This window comes from Rhodococcus sp. B50 (assembly GCF_013602415.1).
In the GTDB taxonomy this organism is placed as follows: domain Bacteria; phylum Actinomycetota; class Actinomycetes; order Mycobacteriales; family Mycobacteriaceae; genus Rhodococcus.
This window is the reverse complement of sequence record NZ_WPAG02000002.1, coordinates 3341547-3365318: the sequence shown is the minus strand read 5'-3', so window position 1 is coordinate 3365318 and position 23772 is coordinate 3341547. Positions and strand designations below refer to the sequence as shown.

Genomic DNA, 23772 nt, shown 5'->3' with positions numbered 1-23772 from the left:
TCATGACCAGCATTGCAGTCGTAGGCGCGACCGGCCAGGTCGGCATCGTCATGCGCACTCTGCTCGAGGAGCGCAACTTCCCGGCCGAGACGGTGCGGTTCTTCGCGTCGGCCCGGTCGGCAGGCAAGAAGCTGCCGTTCCGCGGCGAGGAGATCGTCGTCGAGGACGTCGCGGCGACCTCCGACGAGGATCTGAAGGGTATCGACATCGCGCTGTTCTCGGCCGGTGGCACCCTCTCCAAGGAGCAGGCTCCGCGCTTCGCGGCGGCCGGTGCGATCGTCGTCGACAACTCGTCGGCGTGGCGCAAGGATCCCGAGGTCCCGCTCGTGGTGAGCGAGGTCAACCCGGAGCAGGTGAAGAACCCGCCGAAGGGCATCATCGCCAACCCGAACTGCACCACCATGGCTGCGATGCCGGTGCTCAAGGCGCTGCACGACGAGGCAGGGCTCCAGCGCCTGATCGTGTCGAGCTACCAGGCGGTTTCCGGTAGCGGTCTCGCGGGCGTCGAAGAGCTCGTCGGCCAGGTGCGTGCCGTCGCCGACGAGGCCGACAAGCTCGTCCACGCGGGCGACGCGGTCGACTTCCCGGCCCCGAACAAGTACGTCGCCCCCATCGCGTTCAACGTGGTGCCGCTCGCGGGTTCGATCGTCGACGACGGATCGGGCGAGACCGACGAGGACCAGAAGCTGCGCAACGAGTCGCGCAAGATCCTCGGTCTGCCCGACCTTCTCGTGTCGGGCACGTGCGTACGTGTTCCCGTCGTGACCGGTCACTCGCTGTCGATCAACGCCGAGTTCGAGCGACCGCTGTCGGTCGAGCGCGCGCAGGAACTGCTCGCGAACGCGCCGGGCGTCCGACTCGTGGACGTGCCCACCCCGCTCGCGGCAGCGGGCGACGACGTCTCGCTCGTGGGTCGCATCCGCCAGGATCCGGGTGTTCCGGAGGGTCGCGGTCTCGCGCTCTTCGTCTCGGGCGACAACCTGCGCAAGGGTGCTGCTCTGAACACGATCCAGATCGCCGAGTTGCTCGTCTAGCGATCTTCCGACCTCCTCGACGGAGCGGGTGGACCTCTTCCGGGTCCGCCCGCTTCGTCGTTTCCCGGGGTGAACCCCGGCGCTGACGAATATTTACAAGCAGTCTGGACTGTTTGTTGTTTTCCCGTTACGATTCGTAGCGTGATCCAGGACACTGTGCCGAACGGTAGTCGTACCCAGGCGCAACGCACAGCCGCGACGCGAGGCAAGCTGCTCGACGCCGCGGTCGACTCGCTCGTCGAGCACGGTTACTCGGGCACCAGTACCCAGGGCATCGCCAAGCGTGCCGGAGTCTCGCGAGGTGCCCAGCTCCACCACTTCCCGACGAAGGAGAGCCTCGTCGTCGCGGCGGTCGAGCACCTCGTCGACAAGCGGCTGCGGGAGATCCTCGAGACGCGGCCCGACCCGGAACACGGCTTCGAGGCCCTCATGGACGCCTTCTCCGGGCCGCTCTTCGCCGCAGCGCTCGAACTGTGGGTCGCTGCGCGGACTGATCCGTCCCTGCACGAGGCCATGATCCCGCTCGAGCGCAAGGTCTCCGACGCGCTCCGCACCGGGTGCCTCGAGATCATGGGCGACCGGGTGTCGCCCGACCACATCGACCTCAGCATCGAAATCGCCCGGGGCTTCGCCGTCTCGGCCCTGATGCGTACCCCCGAATCCGATCGAGAATTCCGGGAGCGCCTGCTCCCGGTCTGGAAGGCGCTGGTGATGAAATGAGTCTCGCACTGCTTCCCGATCACGTGCACACGCTCGTCGTCGGCGCGGGCTTCGGCGGCATCGGCATGACCGCAACGCTGTTGCGCGAGAACCCCGATGCCGACGTCCTCGTCCTCGAGCGCGGTGACGACGTCGGCGGAACCTGGCGTGTGAACACCTACCCCGGTGCCGCATGCGATGTTCCGAGCGCGCTGTACTCGTTCTCCTTCGCGCCCGAGCCCGACTGGTCGCGAGCGCACGGCACCCAGGAGGAGATCTACGCGTACCTCCGCCGCGTCGCCCGTGAGCAGGGCGTGACCGACCGGACGATGTTCGGATGCGAACTGCGCGAAGCGCAGTGGGATGCCGAGCGTGCCGTGTGGCGAATCTTCACCTCCCGCGGCGATCTGACCGCCGAGGTGCTCATCGCCGCGACCGGTGCCCTCTCCACTCCCACCTACCCGAAGGTCCCCGGACTGGAGCTGTTCCGCGGCAAGAAGTTCCACTCGGCCGAGTGGGATCACGACCACGACCTCACCGGCGAGCGCGTTGCCGTCATCGGCACCGGTGCATCGGCCATCCAGTTCGTGCCGGCGATCGTCGATCGCGTCGAACACCTCACGCTGTTCCAGCGCACGGCCTCGTGGGTTATGCCCAAGCACGACCATGTCATCGCGCGGTCGGTCCGCACGCTCTACCGGCGTCTCCCTGTCACCCAGAAGATCATGCGCGGAGCGATCTACGGGCAGAAGGAGATCTACGTCGTCGGCATGACGAAGTCCTTCGCCCGCAAGTACTTCCTGCCCTTGTTCGAGATTCGGGCCCGTCAGGTACTGCGCAAGAGCGTGCGCGATCCCGAACTTCGCAAGCGTCTGACACCGAACTTCGCGATCACGTGCAAGCGGATCCTCCTGTCCAACGACTGGTTCCCCGCCATCACCCGGCCGAATGTGGACGTGGTGTCCTCCGGTCTGGCAGCGGTCACCGAGAACGGTGTCGTCGACGACAAGGGCACCGAGCATCCCGTCGATACGATCATCTTCGGCACCGGCTTCACGCCGACGGAACCGCCTGTCGCGCATCACATCCGGGGTGGTGACGGTCGCACTCTCGCTGAGACGTGGGACGGCAGCCCGTCGGCCTATCTCGGGATCACCGTGCCCGGCTTCCCGAACCTGTTTCTCATGTACGGACCCAACACCAACCTCGGCCACAGCTCGATCGTGTACATGCTCGAATCGCAGGCCAACTACATCTCCGACGCGCTGCGCACGATGGAGCGCCGGGGAATTGCAGCCGTAGAGGTGCGCGACGACGCGGTGCGCCGCTACACCGCCGACCTCGATCCGGCGTTGAACAATACGGTCTGGAACCAGGGCGGCTGCAGCAGCTGGTACATCGACGAGAAGGGCCGCAACTCCGTGATGTGGCCGACCTTCACGTGGCAGTACCGGACGCGGACCAAGCAGTTCGATCCCGAGAGCTACACAGAGCACCGAGCGACGGCAGGAGCGAGCGCATGACCCATTACGACGTCCTCGTCATCGGATCCGGATTCGGCGGCAGCGTTGCAGCGCTGCGCGCAACCGAGAAGGGGTACACGGTAGGAGTTCTCGAAGCGGGACGGCGGTTCGAGGACGATGAGCTGCCCGAGACGAGCTGGCGACTGCGCAAGTACCTGTGGGCACCGCAGCTGGGTTGCTACGGGGTGCAGCGCATGCACCTGCTGCCGAACGTGCTCGTCATGGCCGGTGCGGGGGTGGGCGGCGGGTCGTTGAACTACGCCAATACCCTGTACAAGCCGCCGACCCCCTTCTTCCGCGACCCGCAGTGGGGTCACATCACCGACTGGGAAGCAGAGCTGACGCCCTATTACGACCAGGCGGCCCGGATGCTCGGGGTGCGCCCCAATCCCAGCACCACCCCCGCTGACGAGGTGATGCGCCAGGTCGCCGACGAGATGGGTGTGGGGCACACCTACACGACCACCCCCGTCGGAGTGTTCTTCGACGAACCCGGCAAGACGGTTCCCGACCCGTTCTTCGGTGGAGCGGGCCCCGATCGTACCGGGTGCACCGAATGCGGCAGCTGCATGACGGGTTGCCGGGTGGGGGCGAAGAACACGCTCGTCAAGAACTACCTCTACCTCGCCGAGAAGGCCGGCGCGCGCATCCACGCGCTCACGACGGTGACCCGTGTGGTGCCCCGGACGGGCGGGGGATACGAGGTCCACACCCGCAGTACCAACGGGATCAGGAAGCGTCGCAAGGTCTTCACAGCCGATCAGGTGGTGGTCGCAGCCGGCACCTACGGCACGGCGCGCCTGCTGCTCGCGAGCCGGGAGACGGATGATCTTCCGAACCTGTCACCGGCCCTCGGCACGGTGGTGCGGACCAACTCCGAAGCGGTGCTCGCCGCGACCGCGCAGGATCGTGTCGTCGACTACACGCAGGGCGTGGCCATCACCTCGTCCTTCCATCCCGACGACCACACACACATCGAACCGGTGCGATACGGCAAGGGCAGCAACCTGATCGGCCTGCTCCAGGCATTGCTCGTGGACGGTGGCACCCGGATGCCGCGACTGCTGAAGTTCTTCGGTGTCGCCGCGAAGAATCCCGGTGCCTTCCTCCGCTCGCTGTCGGTGCGGAACTGGTCGGAGCGCACGGTGATCGCCCTGGTCATGCAGACCGACGACAACTCGCTCGAACTCGCGACGCGTCGCACGCCGATCGGCCGGGGCCTGACCAGCAAGCAGGGGCCGGGCACCCCACCGCCCGAGTGGATCCCGGTGGGACACGAAGCGGTTCGTCGCGTCGCCGACAAGATCGACGGTGACGCCGGTGGTTCGATCGCCGACCTGTTCAACATCCCGATGACGGCGCACTTCCTCGGCGGCTGTGCAATCGGGGATTCGCCGCGCACCGGCACCGTCGATCCGTATCTGCGCGTCTACGGACACGAGGGACTGCACGTCGTCGACGGATCCGCGGTGAGCGCCAACCTCGGCGTGAACCCGTCGCTCACCATCACAGCGCAGGCCGAGCGTGCGATGGCGCTGTGGCCGAACAAGGGGGAAAAGGACAACCGGCCCCCGCTCGGTTCCGCATACGAGCCCGTGCAGCCGGTCCGGCCCGTGCGACCGGCAGTGCCCGTCGAGGCGCCGGCGGCATTGCGGCTCCCCATCATCCCCGTTCGGAAGGAGAGCGCCCGTGCTCTGGACAGTGCCTGAGAGCCAGGACGAACGCACCGAATACCCGGTCTCACCGCCGCCGCCCTGGCCGGCCGCCGTGCGGGCCACCCTGTGGTGGCATCGCAGCACCCCGGAGGCCGCCGAATACGGCCCGATCGGACCGACACTGCCCATCACGCTCGCGATGATGGTCGACTATCTCGACTCGCCGGTCGGACCGTACCGCGAGGTGCTGGCCAGCCCGGTTCTGCGTCGCGGCCTGATCCCGGCGATGGCGGTGCCGTTCATCGCCGTCGATTCCGAGCCTTCGGTGCACGGAGGTCGCGAGCACTGGAAGCTGCCGAAGGTGCTCGCGAAGTTCGACGGTGACGTCCTCGGCGACTTCTCCGCGACCGGCGCGAGGTGGAGTGTCGCCACCTCGGCCGCTCCGAAGGGGCCCGAACTGCCGATCGCGGGTGGGTTGACCTTCGCCCAGCCGATTCCCGGCGGTGCGGTCGAGCGCGCCACGGCCCGGCTGCGGGGAAAGTTCCGCTACGCGCGGGTCACCGTCGCCGCGGAGGGCCCGACGCTGAGCCGCTGGATGCGCCCGGGCACCCACCACGGCATCGTCATCACTTCCGGGCAGATGTCGACGGGTCCGTCGCGCGTGCAACGGGTGTAGGTCACCGGATGTCGTGGGTGCGCGGCGGTACCGGCTGCACTCACGACACTCGGCGACCATCCGGTCGTGCGGGAGACCACGGAGGCGCACCGCGCGATGCACGGGGTGCGGGAACGGGACGGGGACCACACCGCCCCTTTTCTTGACTTATTCCAGAAAAGGGGCATACTTGGAGTCATGCGACAAGGACACGAGCATCACTTCGACCCCCGGGAGCAACTGCGCTCCGTGGGTCTGCGGGTGACCGCTCCCCGCGTTGCCGTACTGAGAACCGTTGCTGAGCATCCGCATTCGGATGCGGACCGGATCGCCGCACATGTGCGCGACGAACTCGGTTCGGTGTCGACGCAGGCCGTGTACGACGTACTCAAGGCATGCGTGGGGAACGGGCTGCTCCGCCGGATCGAACCGGCCGGATCACCCGCACGGTACGAGACCCGCATCGGCGACAACCATCACCATCTCGTGTGCCGCGCATGCGGCACGGTCGTCGACATCGACTGCGTCGTCGGGGCGGCACCCTGCCTGACGCCCTCCGACGACCACGGCTTCGTCATCGACGAAGCAGAGGTCACCTTCTGGGGCATATGCCCCTCCTGTCGCGAGAACTAACTCCCGCTCACTTCGCCGGTAGCCCGGCCCGTCACGGGCCGAGCTACCGGGTTCGTGTCCCGAGACCCGGAACACACGTATTCGGAGGTCATCCATGACGAACGCCCGTTTCACCACGAACAACGTCGGTATCCCCGTCGCGAGCGACAACGAGTCGCTGACCGCCGGCACCCAGGGCCCGATCCTGCTCCACGACCACTACCTGGTCGAGAAGCTCGCGCACTTCAACCGGGAGCGCGTGCCGGAGCGCGTCGTGCACGCCAAGGGCGCCGGCGCGTTCGGTGAGCTCGTCGTCACCGAGGACGTCTCCGCCTACACCAAGGCCGAGCTGTTCCAACCCGGCGCGAAAACCGAGATGTTGGCACGCTTTTCGACCGTCGCCGGTGAGCAGGGTAGCCCCGACACCTGGCGCGACCCGCGTGGCTTCGCCCTGAAGTTCTACACCGAGGACGGGAACTACGACCTCGTCGGCAACAACACCCCGGTCTTCTTCATCAAGGACCCGATCAAGTTCCCCGACTTCATCCACTCGCAGAAGCGCCTGCCCGGCTCCGGGCTGCGCGACCACACGATGCAGTGGGACTTCTGGACCTTGCGTCCCGAGACCGCGCACCAGGTCACCTGGCTGATGGGCGACCGCGGCCTGCCGCGCACGTGGCGGCACATGGACGGCTTCGGCTCGCACACCTACCAGTGGATCAACGCCACCGGTGAGCGCTTCTGGGTCAAGTACCACTTCAAGACCGATCAAGGCATCGAGTTCCTCACCCAGGCCGAAGCCGACCGGCTGGCCGGCTCGGATCCGGATTACCACCGGGCCGACCTGTACACGGCGATCGAACGCGGTGAGTTCCCGAGTTGGACGCTCCACGTACAGATCATGCCGGTCGCGGAGGCGGAGAACTACCGGTTCAACCCGTTCGACCTGACCAAGGTGTGGTCGCAGAAGGACTATCCGCTGATCAAGGTCGGCACCATGACCCTGAACCGCAACCCGCGCAACTTCTTCGCGGAGATCGAGCAGGCCGCGTTCGCACCGTCGAACGTCGTGCCGGGCATCGGTTTCTCGCCCGACAAGATGCTGCTCGGCCGTGTGTTCTCCTACGCCGACGCCCACCGCTACCGCATCGGCGTCAACCACGCACAGCTGCCGGTGAACTCCGCGAAGGCCGCCCGTGTCGACTCCTACAGCAAGGAGGGCAACATGGCCTACACCTTCAACGACCCGCAGACCCCGGTCTACGCACCGAACAGCTTCGGCGGCCCGCACGCCGATCCCGAGCGGGCCGGCGACGAAGGCCTGTGGGACTTCGGTACCGAGGCCGTGCGCGCCGGATACGTCCAGCACGCGGAGGACGACGACTTCGGCCAGGCGGGCACGCTCGTCCGCGAGGTGATGGACGACGCGGCACGTGAGCGGCTCGTGAACAACATCGTCGGTCACGTGCTCGGCGGTACGTCGGAGGCGCTCTACGAGCGGATCTTCGAGTACTGGCGCAATGTCGACGAGGAACTCGGCAAGCGGGTCGAGGCGGGCGTGCGCGCCGGAGCCTGAACCGTCACCGGGGGAGAGTCGGGGGGATCAGAGGAGCCCCCACCAGTAGATCAGGGCTGCCAGCGCCAGCACGATCAGCGTGGTGTCCATGTCGTTCTCCCTCCATCCGACGGCACAACTCCATCTTCCTCGCCGACGAGGAATTCGGCACAGATGACAGGGCCGTCCACCGCTCCGGTGGGCGGCCCCGTCCGTGTCCGTGCACCGTATCGCTCGTTCGAACACGCGTGTGACAGCTGTGTCGGCTGTGGTTGTTAGGTTGGAGATCCGGTCCGACGGTGTCCTCGTCGGGACGGGTCCGCGGCTGTTCTTCGAAAGGTGTTGTCCGACATGGTGATGGGTCCTACCCATGCAGTTTCCGGAGCGCTGGTGGGGCTCGTCGTCGCCGATCTGCTTCCTCCCGACTGGGGTGCGCCCGCGTCCACCGCGGAGACCTTCGCCTTCGCGGCCGTGTGCTCGGGGGCGGCCCTGCTGCCGGATCTCGACACCGCGCAGTCGACGGTCGCACGGTCGTTCGGGCCGGTGAGCCAGACCTTCGCCAAGGGCATCGATGCGGTCTCGCTCGGTTACTACTCGCTCACCAAGGGCAACCGCGACCGGAAACGGCGTGGCGGGCACCGCACCATGACGCACACCGCACTGTTCGCGGCGCTGCTCGGTGCCGGAGTCTCGGCGCTCGTCGCGAGTTTCGGCAGGGAAGCGATCATCGGGGTCCTGTTCGTCACTCTCGGTCTCGCTCTACGGGGACTGTTCGGGTCGTGGGCGAAGAAGCGCGGGTGGGTGGTCGTCACCGTGAGCGCCGCGGTGCTGTCGATCCTGTCGTGGACATGGTTCCCCCAGGAGGTCGCATCGACGGGCCTGGGTGTGGCGGTGGCCCTCGGGTGCGCCACCCACTGTCTCGGTGATGCCATCACCAAGGAGGGCATCCCCTTCCTCGCGCCGTTCGTGCCGTGGCGCGGGTCGCGCTGGTGGGAGATCAAGCTGCCCTCGGTGCTGTCCATCCGGGCGGGTGGTCCGTTCGAGCTCGGCATCCTCGGCCCCGCCCTCACCGTGGCGGCGGTAGCGATGGGGATCTGGTCGGTCGACGGCGCCCCCGAACACATCCTCGGCACGCTGGAGGCGTCGGGACTGTCGTTCTGGGACCAGGGCGGCGCAAACCGGTAGCGGTACTGGAACGAGAAGAGAACTTGTTCTATTTTTGCGGAGTCCGTGCCCGCAGAACAGAACGGAACCCGCCCTCGTGAGCGATCGAGTTTCAGGTCCCACACTCAGCCGTCGCGGTCTTCTCGGAGCAGCTGCCGGAGCCGCTGTCCTCGCAGGTACGGGATGGACTCTCGCGGGTGCGGTGCCACTCGGCGACCCGGCCGCGACGATCCCGGCGCCACCGGATTTCCCGCCAGACATCCCGCTCTCGCAACAACAGTTCGTCAACTGGGCGAAGACCATCCAGTTCGACGCGGTGTGGACCGCGACCGCACGCACGGCCGACGACGTCGTCCGTCTCGCGAACTGGGCACACGCCCACGGCTTCCGCATCCGCCCCCGTGGATCGATGCACAGTTGGAGCCCGCTCACCCTCGAGGCCGGACAGGACATCGACAACGTCGTGCTGGTCGACACCATGTCGCAGCTGAATCAGGTCGTCGTCGACGCGGCCGCCGCACCACCGCGGGTGACGGCCGGGGGTGGGGCGAGCATCGAAGCGATCCTCACCGCGCTCGAAGCGAACGGACTGGGCTGGGCCAACTCGCCCGCCATCGGCGACATCTCCATCGCCGGCGCACTGTCGATCGGAGCCCACGGTGCCACCTACCCCGCAGCGGGGGAGACGGTGATCCCGGGGCAGTCGTTCGGCTCCCTCTCGAATCTCGTCCTGGCCCTGACCGCCGTGGTGTGGAACCCGTCGACCGGTGCTTACGAACTGCGCGAATTCCGCCGTGCCGATCCGGAGGTCGGACCCCTGCTCGCCCACCTCGGACGCACTTTCGTCACCTCGGTGACCCTGCAGGCCGGGACGAACTACCGGGTGCGCTGCCAGAGTTTCACCGACATCCCGTGGCGCGAACTGTTCGCACCGGCCGGCTCGCCGGGGCGCACTTTCGAGCGTTACGTCGAGGAGCACGGGCGGGTCGAGGCGATCTGGTTCCCCTTCACCGAGACCCCGTGGCTCAAGATCTGGTCGGTGGCACCGGAGAAGCCCGCCGCCTCCCGCGAGGTGCAGGGTCCGTACAACTACTTCTTCTCCGACAGCCTCCCCGAGGAGCTCACCGACCTGCTGGGACAGGTTGTGCGCGGCGCCCAGGGCGTCACGCCGGCCTTCGGCGCATCACAGTTCGGTGCGGTGGCGGCGGGGCTCGCCGCGACCGGCACGAGCGATCTGTGGGGATGGTCCAAGGACCTGCTGTTCTACCTGCGCGCGGCGACCCTGCGGGTGGTCGCCGGGGGCGGTGTCGTCGTGACCCGACGCGACAACATCGCCCGTGTCATCAACGAGTTCACGACGTGGTTGCACGAGCGGATGACGCACTACGCCTCGCTCGGCCAGTACCCCGTGAACATGCCCTTCGAGGTGCGCCTGTGCAAGGTCGACGACGTCGACGAAGTGCTCGTCGACGCCGCCGGAGTGCCCGACCTGTCGCCGGTGCGCCCTCGTCCCGACCGCCCGGATTGGGACACGGCGATCTGGCTCAACGTGGTCTCGATCCCCGGAACCACCGGAATGCCGGCATTCTTCCGGGAAATGGAGCAGTGGATGGCCGCCCACTATTCGGGCGACTACGCGACGTTCCGGTCGGAATGGTCGAAGGGGTGGGCGTTCGACGACCAAGGCGGCTACCGCGACCCCGGTTTTCTCGGGAGCACGGTGCCGGCCATGTACCGCACCGGGTTGCCGTCCGGACAGGGCTGGGACGCCGCGCTCGCCGCCTTCGAACGGCACGACCCGCACAGGGTGTTCAGCAACCGGTTCCTCGACCGATTGCTGCCCTGACCGTCCGAACTCAGCATCCCGTGTGCGAGAAGGCCCGCAGGTAACCCGCGGTTTGGTACGCGTACGCCCACACCCAGTACGACAGGGCGATGTCGGCCGGACTGGCGGCCATGATGAGCTCGCCGTCGAAACAGCGGTCGAGGATGAAGCGAGCCCGGGAGACGTGCGGCACGAACGTCACGACGATGACGCTCTTCCAGCCGTGCTGCTCGGCGAGGCGGCTCAGTTCCATCGCCTCACCGCGCGTGGTGGGCGGATCCGGTTCGAAGCACGTGACGGGGAATTCGTAACGCGGGTGGTTGCAGAGGTCCGTCAGCCAGACATCCTTCGCTCCGTTGGGATTCGACACCACGACCTGGGGCGCGAAGCCTTCGAGCGCGAGTTCGAGAGCGTAGGGGTAGCGCTCGTATATTGCTCCGCCGAGGACGAAGATCGCATCCGCCCGGCGGTACGGGCTCAGGTTCTCGATCTCGATCTGCGGGGCCACGTAGACGGGCACGCCCGCGGCGATGAAGGCGCATACGGTGAGCAGGAGGACGGCGAGCCACCTTCGTCGTCGGGAGCGTGGCCTGGCTGTCAGCGTGGAACCACCGGAGTCCTCCGGCGTGTTCTCCCGGGAGGCCCTGTGTCGTCGCGTCATCCGCTGATTTCCGTTCCCCCCGACCGGAGTCGGGGTATTTCGCGAGTGCAGTGCCGCGTTTCAGTTTAAGTGATACAAGTCTGTTTTTTGCGCCTAAAACAAACTTGAAGAATTTTTTGCGAGAGCGCGGCGTCCGCTTTTCCCGCGGAGAAGCATCGCTCCGGGAGGTGAGCGGCATATTCTGCTCATACGCCCTGCGGCAGAGCGGCCGGCCACTTCGGGTCGTACCGAAGCGATGGGGTTCCCTCCGGGAGAGGATCGCGATGACTCGGATCGGCAGGCCCCCCAGGACCGGACTCCTTCGTGCCAAGTCGGTGGAGCAATCCATCCGCGACACCGACGAACCGGATTCGAGGTTGCGCAAGGATCTGACCGCCTGGGACCTCATCGTGTTCGGCGTCGCAGTCGTCATCGGTGCCGGTATCTTCACGCTCACCGCCCGGACCGCAGGTAACGTCGCCGGCCCGTCGGTATCCCTGGCCTTCGTGTTCGCGGCGATCGCGTGCGCGCTCGCCGCCCTCTGCTATGCCGAATTCGCCTCGACCGTGCCTGTCGCCGGTAGCGCCTACACCTACTCGTTCGCGACCTTCGGGGAATTCGTCGCGTGGATCATCGGATGGGATCTCATCCTCGAGTTCGCTCTCGCCGCAGCAGTGGTCGCGAAGGGGTGGTCGCTCTACCTCCAGGAGGTCATGACCGTGTCCTCGAGCTTCACGATCGGACCGGTGAAAGTCGACTGGGGTGCGATTCTGATCGTCGCCGCGATCGGCGTGCTGCTCGCCACAGGTACCAAGCTTTCGTCCCGGGTCTCGTTGGTCATCACGTCCATCAAGATCGCGGTGGTGGTGTTCGTGGTGGTTCTCGGCGCCTTCTACATCAAAGCCGAGAACTATTCGCCGTTCATCCCACCCTCCGAAGCCGGTGACACCGGCGACGGGCTGCACCAGTCCCTGTTCTCGTTCGCCACCGGCGCGGGCGGCAGTACCTTCGGCTGGTACGGACTGTTGGCCGCAGCCAGCCTGGTGTTCTTCGCGTTCATCGGATTCGACGTCGTCGCCACCACGGCCGAAGAAACGCGTCACCCGCAGAAGGCGGTGCCGATCGGCATCCTCGGCTCGCTCGCGATCGTGACGGTGCTGTACGTGGCCGTCAGCCTCGTCCTCACCGGCATGGTCGACTACACCGCCCTCGAAGGGGACGAGTCGACGCTGGCGACAGCGTTCGCGCTCAACGGGATGGACTGGGCGAAGAATCTGATCTCGATCGGTGCCCTCGCGGGTCTGACGACGGTCGTGATGGTGCTGATGCTGGGCCAGACGAGGGTGTTGTTCGCGATGGCGAGGGACGGACTCGTGCCGCGCGGGCTCTCCCACACGGGCAGCCGAGGAACCCCGGTGCGAACGACGGTGCTCGTAGCGGTGATCGTCGCGGTGCTCGCGGGCGTCGTACCGCTCGGCACGCTCGAGGAGATGGTCAACATCGGCACGCTCTTCGCGTTCGTACTCGTGTCGATCGGTGTGATCGTGCTGAGGCGCACACGACCGGACCTCGAACGCGGGTTCCGGGTGCCGCTGGTCCCGCTGGTGCCGATCCTCGCGGTGATCGCCTGCGTGTGGCTCATGGTGAATCTGTCCGTCGAGACATGGCTGCGTTTCGTGGCGTGGATGCTCCTCGGTCTGATCATCTACTTCGTCTACAGCCGGAACCACTCGGTCCTCGCGAACCCTCCCCGGGTTCGCGCCGGCCCGGAAGCGTAGTCGGGAAAGCAGTCAGGGCACCTTCTCCGTGAGGAGAAAGTGCCCTGACGAGTTCTTCCACGAGTCGGGGTGGCGGGATTCGAACCCACGACCTCTTCGTCCCGAACGAAGCGCGCTACCAAGCTGCGCCACACCCCGTATCGAACCTCGGTCAGCTTACAACACGAGCCCGCAGAAGATTAAATCGGCTGTTCAGCGACGTAACCCGGCACGCTCTGCCGCATCGCCAGTGGCGTGCTGTGCGGCGTCGCGCGACGCCGGAACGAGGGTCAGCAGGGTGGCCTCCGGACGGCAGAAGAACCGGGCGGGAGCGAACGGCGACGTGCCGATGCCCGCGGAGACGTGCAGTCGCGTGTGAGCACCCCACCGCGACGCGCCCTTCACCCGCGACCGGTCGATTCCGCAGTTGGTCACCAGTGCGCCGTAGAACGGCAGGCACAGCTGACCACCGTGGGTATGGCCCGCGAGAACGAGGTCGTAGCCGTCCTCGGCGAAACGGTCGAGCACCCGCGGCTCGGGGGAGTGCGTCATGCCCAGCCGCAGATCGGCCGACGGATCGGCCGCACCGGCGATCGTCTCGTACCGGTCGCGGTCGAGGTGCGGGTCGTCGACACCGCCGACGGCGATGCGCACACCCCCGACCTCGATGTCGCGGCGCACATGTGTCATGTCCTGCCAGCCGCGCTCGGTGAACGCCGCGCGCAGGTCGCCCCACGGCAGCGGAGGACCGTAGACGCGGTCGTGATTCTTGTCGAAATAGGCGAGCGGGTTCTTCAGCACAGGAGCGAAATAGTCGTTGCTGCCGAAGACGAACAGACCCGGGCGGGCGAGAAGTCCGCCGAGAGCCTGGACGACGGCCGGAACGGCCTTCGGGTGCGACAGGTTGTCGCCGGTGTTCACGACGAGATCGGGCTCGAGGCTGTCGAGCTCGCGCAGCCAGTTCTGTTTGAGCTTCTGGTTCGGGGTCATGTGCAGGTCGCTGATGTGCAGCACCCGCAGCGTCGACGCGCCGGGTGCGAGCACCGGCACCGTGACCTCGCGAAGGGTGAACGCGTTCCGTTCGATCAGCGTGGCGTAACCGAGGCCGAGAGCGGCGGCGCCGGCAGCACCGAGGGTTACACGGCGAATTGCAGACAGGTCAGGCACTTCTCCAGCGTACCGCCGTGTGTGGTCCTCGCACGCGGTTCGCTTGCCCCGCGTAGCGTTTCCGGCATGAGCGACACCACATCCTCCCTCGAATCCAGGCTGCGGACAGATCTGACGGCAGCGATGAAGGACAAGGACAAGCTGCGGACCGAGACGCTCCGGATGCTGCTGGCGGCGGTCCGGAACGAGGCGGTGGCCGGCAAGGAGGCACGTGAGCTCTCCGACGACGAGGTGATCACGGTGCTCGCGAAGGAGTCGAAGAAGCGCGGTGAGGCCGCCGAGGTCTACACCGAGAACGGACGCGGCGAACTCGCGGCCAAGGAGCACGCCGAGGCGCGGATCATCGACGAATACCTGCCCACGCCGCTGACCGATGCCGAACTCGTCGACGTGGTCGACACCGCACTCGCACGCGTCGCGGAGGAACTCGGAACGCGCCCGGGCCCGAAGAACATGGGCCAGGTGATGAAGGCCGCCACCGAGATCGCGGCAGGAAAGGCCGACGGCAAGCGCTTGTCCGCAGCCGTTCGTTCACGCCTGTAGCCGAACGGCCGTGCAGTTCTCGTCGGCCGTCCGAGGAAGGGGCGACGAGAACTGCACGGCCGTGGAAGCCTTGCGGCTCAGTTGTCGGGGCGACTCGGTGTCGTCGTGGGAGTGGAGTCCTCGTCCGCGGGAGGACTCGACTCGCTCTGCTCCAGCTCACGTTCCGGAGCAGGCGCACGGGTCGACGGGCGGGTCGTGTCGGGAACCTCGCGATCTCGCGGACGCGCCGGGGTGGCGCTGGTGGTGGGAGCCACGCGGACCGATCCATCGCTGATGAACAGGGTCACCGCCGAACCCGGCACAGCCGAGCCGCTCGGGGACGTGCCCGTCACGGTTCCGGCGCGTTCCTCACCGGCGATCGTCGCCTCCGACACGGAGAATCCGGCGTCGCGCAGGCGCTGCACCGCGCGGTCCTTCGACAGACCTGTCACGTCCGGAACCTGGGCGTTGCCGGCGCCGCGGACGTACCGCGGGTCGGGGGCAGGGAGCTCGACGGGACCGAACTTGTTCGCGACAGGCAGCATCGCCGAGAACCACGTCCGAGCCGGTTCCGTGCCGCCGAAGAGGTTGCCGTCGTAACAGGGGCGAACCGGGCCCGAGCAGATCTGACCCGGGGTGGGGGAGTCGCCGTAGGTGTAGACGACTCCGGCAAACCGGTTGGTGAATCCGAGAAATGCCGAGGACATGTGCGACTCGGTGGTACCGGTCTTCGCCGCGACCGGCAGGTTCCAGCCCACCGACCCCGCGGCACCCGAAGCGGTACCGCCGGCGGCGGTGTCCTTGCTCATCGCCGTCGTCAGGGTGTCGGCCAGACCGGGCTCGACGGCCTGCTCGCAAGCCTGCTGGGTGATCGGGACGGGCTTGCCCTCGCGGTCGAACACCCCCTCGATCGGGGTGGGCGGGCACCACTTGCCGCTCGACGCCAGCGTCGCGGCGACGTTCGACAGCTCGAGCGCGTTGATCCACGTCGGGCCGAGCGTGTACGAGCCGAGGTGCTGGTTCTTCTGCATCTCGGCCATCGACTGGTCACCGAAGCCGGAGGTGCGGGGCTGCAGGTACGACCGCAGACCCAGGCGCACCGACATATCGACGACCGCGTCGACACCGGTGGCCTCGATGAGCTTGACGAACGCCGTGTTCGGTGACTGCGCCAGTGCGTCGGTCACCGACAGCCGCGACGGGTACGGTGCGGCGTTCTCGACGCAGTAGTAGTTGGCCGGGCAACCACGGGCACCGCCGTCGCCCAGGCCGCGGGCGTTGTAACGGGACGGGACGTCGAGTACGGCCGAGGTGCCCAGGCCCTGTTCCATGGCGGCCGCGACGGTGAAGATCTTGAAGATCGACCCGGCACCGTGGCCCGCCAGCGAATAGGGCTGAGGCTGGACGGTCTCCTTGGCCTCCGCGTCGAGCCCGAACTTACGGCTCGATCCCATAGCGAGGACCTTGTGCGAATCCTGGCCCGGTTCGATCACGTTCATCACGGAGGCCACGTCGTCGACGGTGGGGCTGGTGAACTGGTCGAGCGACGACTTGACGGAATCCTGGATTTCGGGATCGAGGGTCGTGCGGATGAGGTATCCGCCCCGTTCGATCTGCTCGCGGGACAGGCCGGAGTTCTCGAGGTACTGCAGCGCGTACTCGCAGAAGTAGCCGCGGTCGTCGGCCGCGATGCAGCCGCGCGGAAGCGTGTTCGGTTCGGGCAGTACGCCGAGCGGCAGTTCCTTCGCGGCGCGGATCTCGTCGGCGCGCTCCGGGATGTTGTCGATCATGGTGTCGAGCACGACGTTGCGCCGGGCGAGTACGCCGTCCGGATTCGTGTACGGGTTCAGCGCCGAGCTGGACTGCACCATCCCCGCGAGCATCGCGGACTGCGGGATGTTCAGGTCCTTCGCGTCGATGCCGAAGTAGGTCCGGGCGGCGTCCTGGATGCCGAACGATCCGTTGCCGAAGGGCACGAGGTTCAGATAGCGGGTGAGGATCTCGTCCTTGCTGAGCTGATCGTCGAGCGTCAGCGCCATGCGGATCTCACGGATCTTGCGGGCCGGCGTCGTCTCGATCGCCGCGCGGCGCTCGGCGTCCGTCTTCGCGATCACGTGCAGGAGGTAGTTCTTGACGTACTGCTGGTCGATCGTGGAGGCGCCCTGTTCGACCTGACCGCTCGTCGTGTTGGTGAGGAACGCGCGGATGGTGCCCTGCCAGTCGACGCCCTGGTGCTCGGGGAACCGCTTGTCCTCGATCGAGACGATCGCGAGCTTCATCTCGTTGGAGATCTGCTCGCTCGGCACCTCGAATCGGCGCTGGTCGTAGAGCCACGCGATGGGCTCGCCCGCCTTGTCGACCATGGTCGTCACGGCGGGGACGACACCTTCGACGAGCTCTGCGGAACTGTTGTCGACGGTGTCCGCGGCGCGGTTCGAGACGTACCCGAATCCACCCGCTGCCGGGAAGAGCATCCCTGCTACGAGAACGCCGCCGAGGGCCGTGCAACCGGCGAGCTTCGCCACCGTTCTTCGGATCGACACGCCTACACAGTACGTGGCGAGGGACCGGGCAGCGGTTTCCAGGGACCGGGCGTGGCTCGACAGGCGTGGTGAAAACGCCTCCGACGTGCAACTTTGTACGTACGTACCAGAAAAGGTTTCGTTCGCCTTGCGCCTGGGCATCAGTTTACCTAGATTGAGACATCAGTGTGACGCAGATAACACCTTGACGGGCAGGTTTCGCGCCGTCGCGGCACACGGGCGGCGCAGACCTCGAACACCGCGAACCGGCGTTCGGAAAGTAAAGGGGCAACTGAATGCACATGACCACCCCGACGACCCGACTCGACGTCGACCAGGCCGAAGCGCGCATCGCTTGGGTCTCCAAGGCTCGCTGCCGCGAAGTCGATCCCGATGAACTGTTCGTGCGTGGCGCAGCGCAAGGCCGCGGTGATCTGTCGGCACTGCCCGGTGATGCTCGAGTGCGGGGCGGACGCTCTCGACAACCGTGTCGAGTTCGGTGTGTGGGGAGGCATGACCGAGCGGCAGCGTCGTGCACTCCTCAAGCAGCATCCCGAGGTCGAGTCCTGGGCCGATTTCTTCCAGGCGCAGCGGCAGCACCAGAGCGCGGTCTAGTCACCACCTCCAAGGTACGAACCGCCGAGATCATGACCCGCGAGACATCACGCCTCGCGGGTCAATTGCTCGCCTACGGCACGGAGGGCCTCGAGATCCGAGACCTCGAAGGGCAGGGAGGGCACCCCGACGACGGGGACGGTGGGATGCGCCGCGGTGAAGTTGCGTAGCAACCGCAGTTCCCGCTTGGCGATCACGGCCCGATGCGCGTGGATGCGGAGAACGGCCTCTGCGGCGTGCGCGTCCACCCCCTCCTCCTCGGCGAGCTGATCCGCCGCGGTGAGGGCATGATCGGAAGGCAGCGCCGACAAGGTCGGATGCGTGCGGTTGAGCACCAGACCCGACAGCGGCATGCGGTCGCCCGAGAGTCGCTCGACGAAGAACGAGGCTTCGCGCAGAGCGTCGGGTTCCGGTGCCGCGACCACCATGAAGTGCGTTCCCGGCTGCTGGAGCAACCGGTAGGTGCGGTTGGCGCGCTCCCGGAACCCACCGAACATCGAGTCCAGCGATTGCACGAAGGCCGACGCGTCCGACAGCATCTGACTCCCGACGATCGTCGAGACCGCCTTGAGCGCGAGCCCCATCGCACCCGTCACCAAGCGGCCGAAGCCCCGCCCGGGAGCCGTGAAGAGCCGGATCATCCGGCCGTCGAGGAACGCTCCGAGCCGCTGAGGAGCGTCGAGGAAGTCGAGCGCATTACGGGACGGCGGAGTGTCGACGATGATGAGGTCCCACTCGTCGCTCTGCGAGAGCTGACCGAGCTTCTCCATCGCCATGTACTCCTGTGTGCCGGAGAACGACGACGCCACGGTCTGATAGAAGGGGTTGTCGAGGATCTGCTGGGCCTTCTCCGGCGTCGAGTGCTCGAGCACCATGTCGTCGAAGGTGCGCCGCATGTTGAGCATCATCGCGTGCAGCTCGCCCTTCGCCTCGGGACCGAGCTCCACCTTCTGCGGGGCATTGTCGAGCGACGCGACCCCGAGGGCCTGTGCCAGTCGCCGCGCCGGGTCGATCGTGAGCACCACGACGCTGCGGCCCCGTTCGGCGGCCCGCAGTGCGAGCGCCGCCGCGGTGGTCGTCTTACCGACACCTCCCGACCCGCAGCACACGATCACCCGGGACGAGCGGTCGTCCAGGATGCGGCCGACGTCGAGGGCCTTCCGGATCGATGCGCTCATCGGACACCCTGCTCGGCGAGGGCGTCGGCGAGTTCGTAGAGGCCACCGAGATCGATACCGTCGGCGAGGGCCGGTAGGGACATGCGTGCCACCTTCACTTCGTCGAGTTGAGCGGCGCTCACCTGTTGCGCCTGGAGTACCGCGGCGTGCTCGATGGTCTGGGTCAGCAGGCCGGCGAAATCGTCGTCGGAGAGCTTGATGGACACCCGTTCGAGGGTCGACCGGATCGTGGGCCCCTCGATTCGGCCGGCGGCGACGTCGTCGACGAGTTCCTCGGGCAGGTGTTCGGGAGCGGTGCGGTTGACGATGACCGTCCCCATGCGGAGGTCGGCGGCCTCGAGTTCCTCCACCGCGTCGGCCGTCTCCTGCACGGGCAGCGCTTCGAGCAGGGTCACCAGATGGATCACGGTCTGATCGGAGTGCAGCAGCCGGACGACACCCTCGCTCTGCGACCGGATCGGACCGGACTTCGCGAGATCGGCCATGGCCTTGGTGACGTCGAGGAAGCTCCCGATGCGGCCGGTGGGCGGGGAATCGACCACCACGGCGTCGTAGACGGGTGTGCCCGACGCGTCGGTCCGCACCACGGTCTCCTTGATCTTGCCGGTGAGGATCACATCGCGCAGGCCCGGGGCGAGCGTGGTCACGAACTCGATCGCCCCGATCCGCCGCATCGCGCGACCGGCGAATCCGAGGTTGTAGAACATGTCGAGGTATTCGAGGAAGGCCGCCTCGATGTCGATCGCGAGAGCCGACACCTCGCCGCCACCCGGGGCGGTGGCGATCTTCGTCTCGACCGGCGGAAGCGGCGGCACGTCGAACAGCTGGGCGATGCCCTGGCGTCCCTCCGTCTCGACGAGCAGGACCTTGCGCCCTCCGGCGGCGAGCGCCAGTGCGAGCGCAGCGGCCACGGTGGACTTGCCGGTGCCCCCCTTGCCGGACACGAAGTGCAGTCGCGCCTGGGCGGCGCCTGCCGGCCACTCGCCGGAATGTGATGTCGGAGATGCCACGATCACGAGCCTATAAGTCGTGGACGGTGAACGGTGCCGGATAGGGTCAGGACATGAGTGAAACCACCACATGGGAATACGCAACCGTGCCGCTGCTCACGCACGCGACGAAGCAGATCCTCGACCAGTGGGGCGCCGACGGATGGGAGCTCGTCACCGTGCTGCCCGGGCCCACCGGTGAGCAGCACGTCGCTTACCTCAAGCGTCCGAAGGGCTGATCCGTGGCGCACCACACCTGGAGCGAACGCCTGGCCGAACTCGGCATCACCCTGCCGCCGGTCGCCGCGCCGGTCGCGGCCTACGTGCCCGCCGTCCGCAACGGCGACGTCGTCTACACCTCCGGTCAGCTGCCGCTGGTCGACGGGAAGCTGACGCACACCGGCAAGGTGGGCGCGGAGGTGTCGGCGGAGGAGGCGAAGACCGCGGCCCGGACCGCCGCGCTCAACGCTCTCGCCGCCATCGACGGTCTCGTCGGGCTCGACAACATCGCGAGCATCGTGAAGGTCGTCGGCTTCGTCGCGTCCGCGGAAGGCTTCACCGGGCAGCCCGGCGTCATCAACGGCGCGTCGGAGATCCTCGGCGAGATCTTCGGCGAGGTCGGGGCGCATGCCCGCTCGGCCGTCGGTGTCGCGGAGTTGCCCCTCGGCGCTCCCGTCGAGGTCGAGCTGATGGCGGAAGTACGCTGACGCCACCTCCTCCGGCTGCGGCATCCGCCGCAGGCGGCGGGGACGGATCCCGACGGACTCGACACGAGAGGCAAGAGTAGATGGCGCTGGTCCACCCCGCCTACGCGCAGCTGCGGCAGGTCACCGAGAACGCCGCGGTGATCCTGGCCGAGAACCCCTCGATCATGTCCCTCGAGGGAACGAACACCTGGATCCTCCGGGCTCCCGGCAGCGACGAATGTGTCGTGGTCGATCCGGGTCCCCTCGACGAAGGACATCTCGAGCGGATCGCGCAGGTACCGGTGGCAGCGACACTCATCAGTCACCGTCACTTCGACCACACCGAGGGCGCCGAACGTTTCTCGCAGCTCGCGGACTGCCCGGTACACGCGGTCCTGCCGGAACACCGCCACGGTGGTGGGCAGCAGTTGTCCGACGGCGACGTCGTCGAGGCGGCAGGACTGCGCATCCGGGTGGTCGCGACGCCGGGGCACACCGCCGACTCGCTGTCGTTCGTCCTCGAGGGCGAACGCAGTGTGCTCACCGCCGACACCATCCTGGGACGCGGCACGACCGTGCTCGACGACTCGGACGGCGACCTCGGCGACTATCTCAGGTCGCTGAGGTCGCTCATCGGCCTGGGCGGCGGCTACACCGTGTTGCCGGGGCACGGTCCCGAGCTGCCCGACCTCGAGACGATCGCGCGGGAGTACCTCGCGCATCGGGAGGGACGACTCGAACAGGTACGCGGTGCGCTGCGCACCCTCGGCACCGACGCCTCCGCGCGGCAGGTCGTCGAGCACGTCTACGCCGACGTCGACCAGTCGTTGTGGGGTGCGGCGGAGAAGTCGGTCAACGTCCAGCTGGAGTACCTGCGCAGCCACGGCTGAGCCGAGACACCCAGGCCGGCGCACACGAAAGGCCGGGACGCAGGAAGCGTCCCGGCCTTGTCGGTTGTCTGTGGGTCAGCGAGCGCGACGCGCCAGACGCTCCGAGTCGGAGATCAGCACGCTCTTACCCTCGAGGCGCAGCCAGCCGCGGTGAGCGAAGTCGGCCAGGGCCTTGTTCACGGTCTCGCGGGACGCACCGACGAGCTGCGCGATCTCTTCCTGCGTCAGGTCGTGCGTGACACGCAAGGCGCCGGCCTCCTGGGTGCCGAAACGCTGGGCGAGCTGCAACAGCGCCTTGGCGACACGACCGGGGACGTCGGTGAAGATCAGGTCGGCGAGGCTGTTGTTGGTGCGACGCAGACGACGGGCCAGCACACGGAGGAGCTGCTCGGCGATCTCGGGGCGCTGGTCGATCCACGCCTTGAGCGCGTCGCGGTCCATGCTCACGGCACGCACCTCGGTGACGGTGGTGGCGGTGGAGGTGCGCGGACCCGGGTCGAAGATCGACAGCTCGCCGAACATGTCGGACGGGCCCATGATCGTCAGGAGGTTCTCGCGGCCGTCGGGCGAACGACGCCCGAGCTTCACCTTGCCGGAGACGATGATGTACAGCCGGTCGCCGGGTTCACCCTCGTTGAAGATGACATGGCCGCGCGGGAAATCTACAGGCTGAAGCTCTTTGATCAGCGCCGCAACCGCCGAGGGCTCGACTCCTTGGAAGATGCCTGCTCTGGCCAGGACCTCGTCCACGTGCGCTCCTTTTGGGAATGATTCGTCATCTACTGCCGGGTCTGCACGTCGACGGACTTCCCGGGCAGGTCACCTGTCAGGCGTACGAGCGACCAGTCTATCGTGCGCGCTTCACGAGTGAGTGACCGATACCACGGAAACGGTCGACGAACCCGATCATCGGTACCTCGAGGCTACCGGCAAGTAGTCGTTCAGCTGGCGCGACGGGCACCGAGATGGCCGTCCGAATCGTCCGCTCCGTCGGCGCTCGGTCCGCGGCGGCGGCGACGCTGGAAGCGGGCCAGGGCGCCCGGGAAGCCTTCACGAGCGAGTGCCGCGACATCGGCCTGGTCCGCTTTGTCGAGGAACTCTTCCACTTCCTGCTCACGGACGGACAACCGACTCAAGCGCGCTTCGACACGTTCCATGGACAGTGCGAACAACATGAGCAGCACCGGGAAGAGGACGACAGCAAGAGCTTGCATACCCGGAAGTAAACACCGGGAAGGTCTCGGAAGAGACACGGGGCCGAATCCTGGGGGGAGTGTTTACGTAGAGTGGACCAGGTGCATGCCACCCAGTCCGAGAGCCCCGAGACGGCCCCGCGCCGAGTGAACGGAAAGGCTCGCGGACCGGAGTCGCGCCTCGCCCTCGTCCGTCGCGCACGCCGGATGAACCGGCGCCTTGCCGAAGCATTTCCGCACGTCTACTGCGAGCTGGACTTCACGAACCCCCTCGAGCTCGCCGTCGCCACGATCCTGTCGGCACAGTGCACGGATGTGCGGGTCAACCAGGTGACGCCCGCTCTGTTCGCCCGCTATCCGGACGCCCGCGCCTACGCCGAGGCGGACCGCGCCGAGCTCGAGGAGTACATCCGCTCGACCGGCTTCTACCGCAACAAGGCCAACTCGCTGATCGGACTCGGACAGGCGTTGCTCGAACGTCACGACGGTGAGGTACCCGCCTGCCTGAAGGATCTCGTCGCGCTGCCCGGCATCGGGCGCAAGACCGCCAACGTCATCCTCGGCAACGCCTTCGATGTGCCGGGTATCACCGTCGACACCCATTTCCAGCGGCTCGTGCGCCGATGGAAATGGACCGAGGAGACCGATCCGGTCAAGATCGAGCACGCGGTGGGTGCGCTCATCGAACGCAAGGAGTGGACGCTGCTGTCGCACCGGGTGATCTTCCACGGCCGGCGGGTGTGCCATGCCCGCAAGCCCGCGTGCGGGGTGTGTGTGCTCGCGAAGGACTGCCCGTCCTACGGGACCGGGCCCACCGATCCGCAGATCGCGGCCGCGCTGGTGAAGGGACCGGAGACCGAGCACCTGCTCGAGCTGGCCGGGCGGTGACGG

Annotated in this window: 22 protein-coding genes, 1 tRNA gene and 1 pseudogene; 16 read left to right on the top strand and 8 right to left on the bottom strand. The window is 67.2% G+C overall.

Annotation, left to right across the window (positions count from 1 at the left end; all coding sequences use genetic code 11):
- The first annotated feature begins 2 nt into the window (after positions 1-2).
- The 9 genes from GON09_RS15905 (at position 3) to GON09_RS15865 (ending at position 10743) form a co-directional block, all read left to right on the top strand.
- Entirely contained in the window at positions 3-1034 is a 1032-nt protein-coding gene (locus tag GON09_RS15905; protein ID WP_213932624.1) for an aspartate-semialdehyde dehydrogenase, read from the top strand.
- Positions 1035-1175: 141 nt separating this feature from the next.
- Positions 1176-1754 carry a TetR/AcrR family transcriptional regulator gene (locus GON09_RS15900; RefSeq protein WP_213932623.1) on the top strand — a complete coding sequence of 193 codons (579 nt, stop codon included), beginning with the start codon at positions 1176-1178 and terminating at the stop codon, positions 1752-1754.
- On the top strand, positions 1751-3256 hold the full coding sequence (locus GON09_RS15895) for a flavin-containing monooxygenase (protein WP_213932622.1): 1506 nt from the start codon (positions 1751-1753) through the stop codon (positions 3254-3256). The genes GON09_RS15900 and GON09_RS15895 overlap by 4 nt, the downstream gene beginning before the upstream one ends.
- Positions 3253-4965 carry an FAD-dependent oxidoreductase gene (locus GON09_RS15890; protein ID WP_213932621.1) on the top strand — a complete coding sequence of 571 codons (1713 nt, stop codon included), beginning with the start codon at positions 3253-3255 and terminating at the stop codon, positions 4963-4965. The genes GON09_RS15895 and GON09_RS15890 overlap by 4 nt, the downstream gene beginning before the upstream one ends.
- Complete coding sequence (locus GON09_RS15885) at positions 4958-5587, top strand: acetoacetate decarboxylase family protein (RefSeq protein WP_213934476.1); 630 nt, start codon at positions 4958-4960, stop codon at positions 5585-5587. The genes GON09_RS15890 and GON09_RS15885 overlap by 8 nt, the downstream gene beginning before the upstream one ends.
- Positions 5588-5764: 177 nt before the next feature.
- Positions 5765-6199 carry a Fur family transcriptional regulator gene (locus GON09_RS15880; RefSeq protein WP_213932620.1) on the top strand — a complete coding sequence of 145 codons (435 nt, stop codon included), beginning with the start codon at positions 5765-5767 and terminating at the stop codon, positions 6197-6199.
- A gap of 94 nt (positions 6200-6293) precedes the next feature.
- On the top strand, positions 6294-7754 hold the full coding sequence (locus GON09_RS15875; RefSeq protein WP_213932619.1) for a catalase: 1461 nt from the start codon (positions 6294-6296) through the stop codon (positions 7752-7754).
- Positions 7755-8084: 330 nt separating this feature from the next.
- The gene (locus GON09_RS15870) at positions 8085-8918 is read left to right on the top strand and encodes a metal-dependent hydrolase (RefSeq protein ID WP_213932618.1); all 834 of its coding nucleotides are present in this window, start codon (positions 8085-8087) and stop codon (positions 8916-8918) included.
- Between the two features lie 76 nt (positions 8919-8994).
- A complete protein-coding gene (locus tag GON09_RS15865; protein WP_213932617.1) occupies positions 8995-10743 on the top strand; it encodes a cholesterol oxidase substrate-binding domain-containing protein in 1749 nt (582 codons plus the stop codon).
- A gap of 10 nt (positions 10744-10753) precedes the next feature.
- Here the strand turns inward: GON09_RS15865 and GON09_RS15860 are convergent, their stop codons facing one another.
- Complete coding sequence (locus tag GON09_RS15860) at positions 10754-11275, bottom strand: YdcF family protein (RefSeq protein WP_213934475.1); 522 nt, start codon at positions 11273-11275, stop codon at positions 10754-10756.
- 371 nt (positions 11276-11646) lie between these two features.
- On the opposite strand from GON09_RS15860, the gene GON09_RS15855 reads away from it, so the two are divergent.
- On the top strand, positions 11647-13140 hold the full coding sequence (locus GON09_RS15855) for an amino acid permease (protein WP_213932616.1): 1494 nt from the start codon (positions 11647-11649) through the stop codon (positions 13138-13140).
- A 64-nt stretch (positions 13141-13204) separates the two neighbouring features.
- On the opposite strand, the gene GON09_RS15850 is transcribed toward GON09_RS15855, so the two are convergent.
- Positions 13205-13278 (bottom strand) — tRNA-Pro (locus tag GON09_RS15850).
- A 54-nt stretch (positions 13279-13332) separates the two neighbouring features.
- The gene (locus GON09_RS15845; protein WP_213932615.1) at positions 13333-14286 is read right to left on the bottom strand and encodes a metallophosphoesterase; all 954 of its coding nucleotides are present in this window, start codon (positions 14284-14286) and stop codon (positions 13333-13335) included.
- Between the two features lie 66 nt (positions 14287-14352).
- Between GON09_RS15845 and GON09_RS15840 the strand changes: the two genes are divergently transcribed.
- Positions 14353-14829 carry a GatB/YqeY domain-containing protein gene (locus tag GON09_RS15840; RefSeq protein ID WP_213932614.1) on the top strand — a complete coding sequence of 159 codons (477 nt, stop codon included), beginning with the start codon at positions 14353-14355 and terminating at the stop codon, positions 14827-14829.
- Between the two features lie 77 nt (positions 14830-14906).
- On the opposite strand, the gene GON09_RS15835 is transcribed toward GON09_RS15840, so the two are convergent.
- On the bottom strand, positions 14907-17333 hold the full coding sequence (locus GON09_RS15835) for a penicillin-binding protein (protein ID WP_213934474.1): 2427 nt from the start codon (positions 17331-17333) through the stop codon (positions 14907-14909).
- 293 nt (positions 17334-17626) lie between these two features.
- On the opposite strand from GON09_RS15835, the pseudogene GON09_RS15830 reads away from it, so the two are divergent.
- Positions 17627-17945 (top strand): annotated as a pseudogene (locus GON09_RS15830) (WhiB family transcriptional regulator).
- Positions 17946-17992: 47 nt separating this feature from the next.
- Here GON09_RS15830 and GON09_RS15825 read toward each other — a convergent pair.
- Both GON09_RS15825 and GON09_RS15820 read right to left on the bottom strand, forming a co-directional pair.
- Positions 17993-19123, bottom strand: a complete 1131-nt coding sequence (locus GON09_RS15825; RefSeq protein WP_213932613.1) for an ArsA family ATPase — start codon at positions 19121-19123, stop codon at positions 17993-17995.
- A complete protein-coding gene (locus tag GON09_RS15820; RefSeq protein WP_374195394.1) occupies positions 19120-20136 on the bottom strand; it encodes an ArsA family ATPase in 1017 nt (338 codons plus the stop codon). The genes GON09_RS15825 and GON09_RS15820 overlap by 4 nt, the downstream gene beginning before the upstream one ends.
- Before the next feature lie 50 nt (positions 20137-20186).
- Here GON09_RS15820 and GON09_RS15815 point away from each other — a divergent pair, with 50 nt between their 5' ends.
- The 3 genes from GON09_RS15815 (at position 20187) to GON09_RS15805 (ending at position 21688) form a co-directional block, all read left to right on the top strand.
- Positions 20187-20351 (top strand): DUF4177 domain-containing protein, encoded by a 165-nt coding sequence (locus GON09_RS15815; RefSeq protein ID WP_006552429.1) that lies wholly within the window; start codon positions 20187-20189, stop codon positions 20349-20351.
- 3 nt (positions 20352-20354) lie between these two features.
- Entirely contained in the window at positions 20355-20819 is a 465-nt protein-coding gene (locus tag GON09_RS15810; RefSeq protein ID WP_213932611.1) for a RidA family protein, read from the top strand.
- Between the two features lie 80 nt (positions 20820-20899).
- Positions 20900-21688: an MBL fold metallo-hydrolase gene (locus GON09_RS15805; RefSeq protein WP_213932610.1), complete on the top strand. Its 789-nt coding sequence runs from the start codon at positions 20900-20902 to the stop codon at positions 21686-21688.
- Between the two features lie 75 nt (positions 21689-21763).
- Here GON09_RS15805 and GON09_RS15800 read toward each other — a convergent pair whose 3' ends face one another.
- On the bottom strand, positions 21764-22438 hold the full coding sequence (locus tag GON09_RS15800; RefSeq protein ID WP_006552426.1) for a Crp/Fnr family transcriptional regulator: 675 nt from the start codon (positions 22436-22438) through the stop codon (positions 21764-21766).
- A gap of 191 nt (positions 22439-22629) precedes the next feature.
- Positions 22630-22902 (bottom strand): hypothetical protein, encoded by a 273-nt coding sequence (locus GON09_RS15795; RefSeq protein WP_213932609.1) that lies wholly within the window; start codon positions 22900-22902, stop codon positions 22630-22632.
- Positions 22903-22974: 72 nt separating this feature from the next.
- Here GON09_RS15795 and nth point away from each other — a divergent pair, with 72 nt between their 5' ends.
- A complete protein-coding gene (gene nth, locus GON09_RS15790; RefSeq protein ID WP_213932608.1) occupies positions 22975-23769 on the top strand; it encodes an endonuclease III in 795 nt (264 codons plus the stop codon).
- Positions 23770-23772 lie beyond the last annotated feature (3 nt).

Coding starts and splice junctions, on each gene's coding strand:
- GON09_RS15905 (WP_213932624.1), top strand. CDS start 3: ATGACCAGCATTGCAGTCGTAGGCGCGACCGGCCAGGTCGGCATCGTC.
- GON09_RS15895 (WP_213932622.1), top strand. CDS start 1,751: ATGAGTCTCGCACTGCTTCCCGATCACGTGCACACGCTCGTCGTCGGC.
- GON09_RS15890 (WP_213932621.1), top strand. CDS start 3,253: ATGACCCATTACGACGTCCTCGTCATCGGATCCGGATTCGGCGGCAGC.
- GON09_RS15880 (WP_213932620.1), top strand. CDS start 5,765: ATGCGACAAGGACACGAGCATCACTTCGACCCCCGGGAGCAACTGCGC.
- GON09_RS15875 (WP_213932619.1), top strand. CDS start 6,294: ATGACGAACGCCCGTTTCACCACGAACAACGTCGGTATCCCCGTCGCG.
- GON09_RS15870 (WP_213932618.1), top strand. CDS start 8,085: ATGGTGATGGGTCCTACCCATGCAGTTTCCGGAGCGCTGGTGGGGCTC.
- GON09_RS15855 (WP_213932616.1), top strand. CDS start 11,647: ATGACTCGGATCGGCAGGCCCCCCAGGACCGGACTCCTTCGTGCCAAG.
- GON09_RS15840 (WP_213932614.1), top strand. CDS start 14,353: ATGAGCGACACCACATCCTCCCTCGAATCCAGGCTGCGGACAGATCTG.
- GON09_RS15825 (WP_213932613.1), bottom strand. CDS start 19,123: ATGAGCGCATCGATCCGGAAGGCCCTCGACGTCGGCCGCATCCTGGAC.
- GON09_RS15815 (WP_006552429.1), top strand. CDS start 20,187: ATGAGTGAAACCACCACATGGGAATACGCAACCGTGCCGCTGCTCACG.
- GON09_RS15805 (WP_213932610.1), top strand. CDS start 20,900: ATGGCGCTGGTCCACCCCGCCTACGCGCAGCTGCGGCAGGTCACCGAG.
- GON09_RS15795 (WP_213932609.1), bottom strand. CDS start 22,902: ATGCAAGCTCTTGCTGTCGTCCTCTTCCCGGTGCTGCTCATGTTGTTC.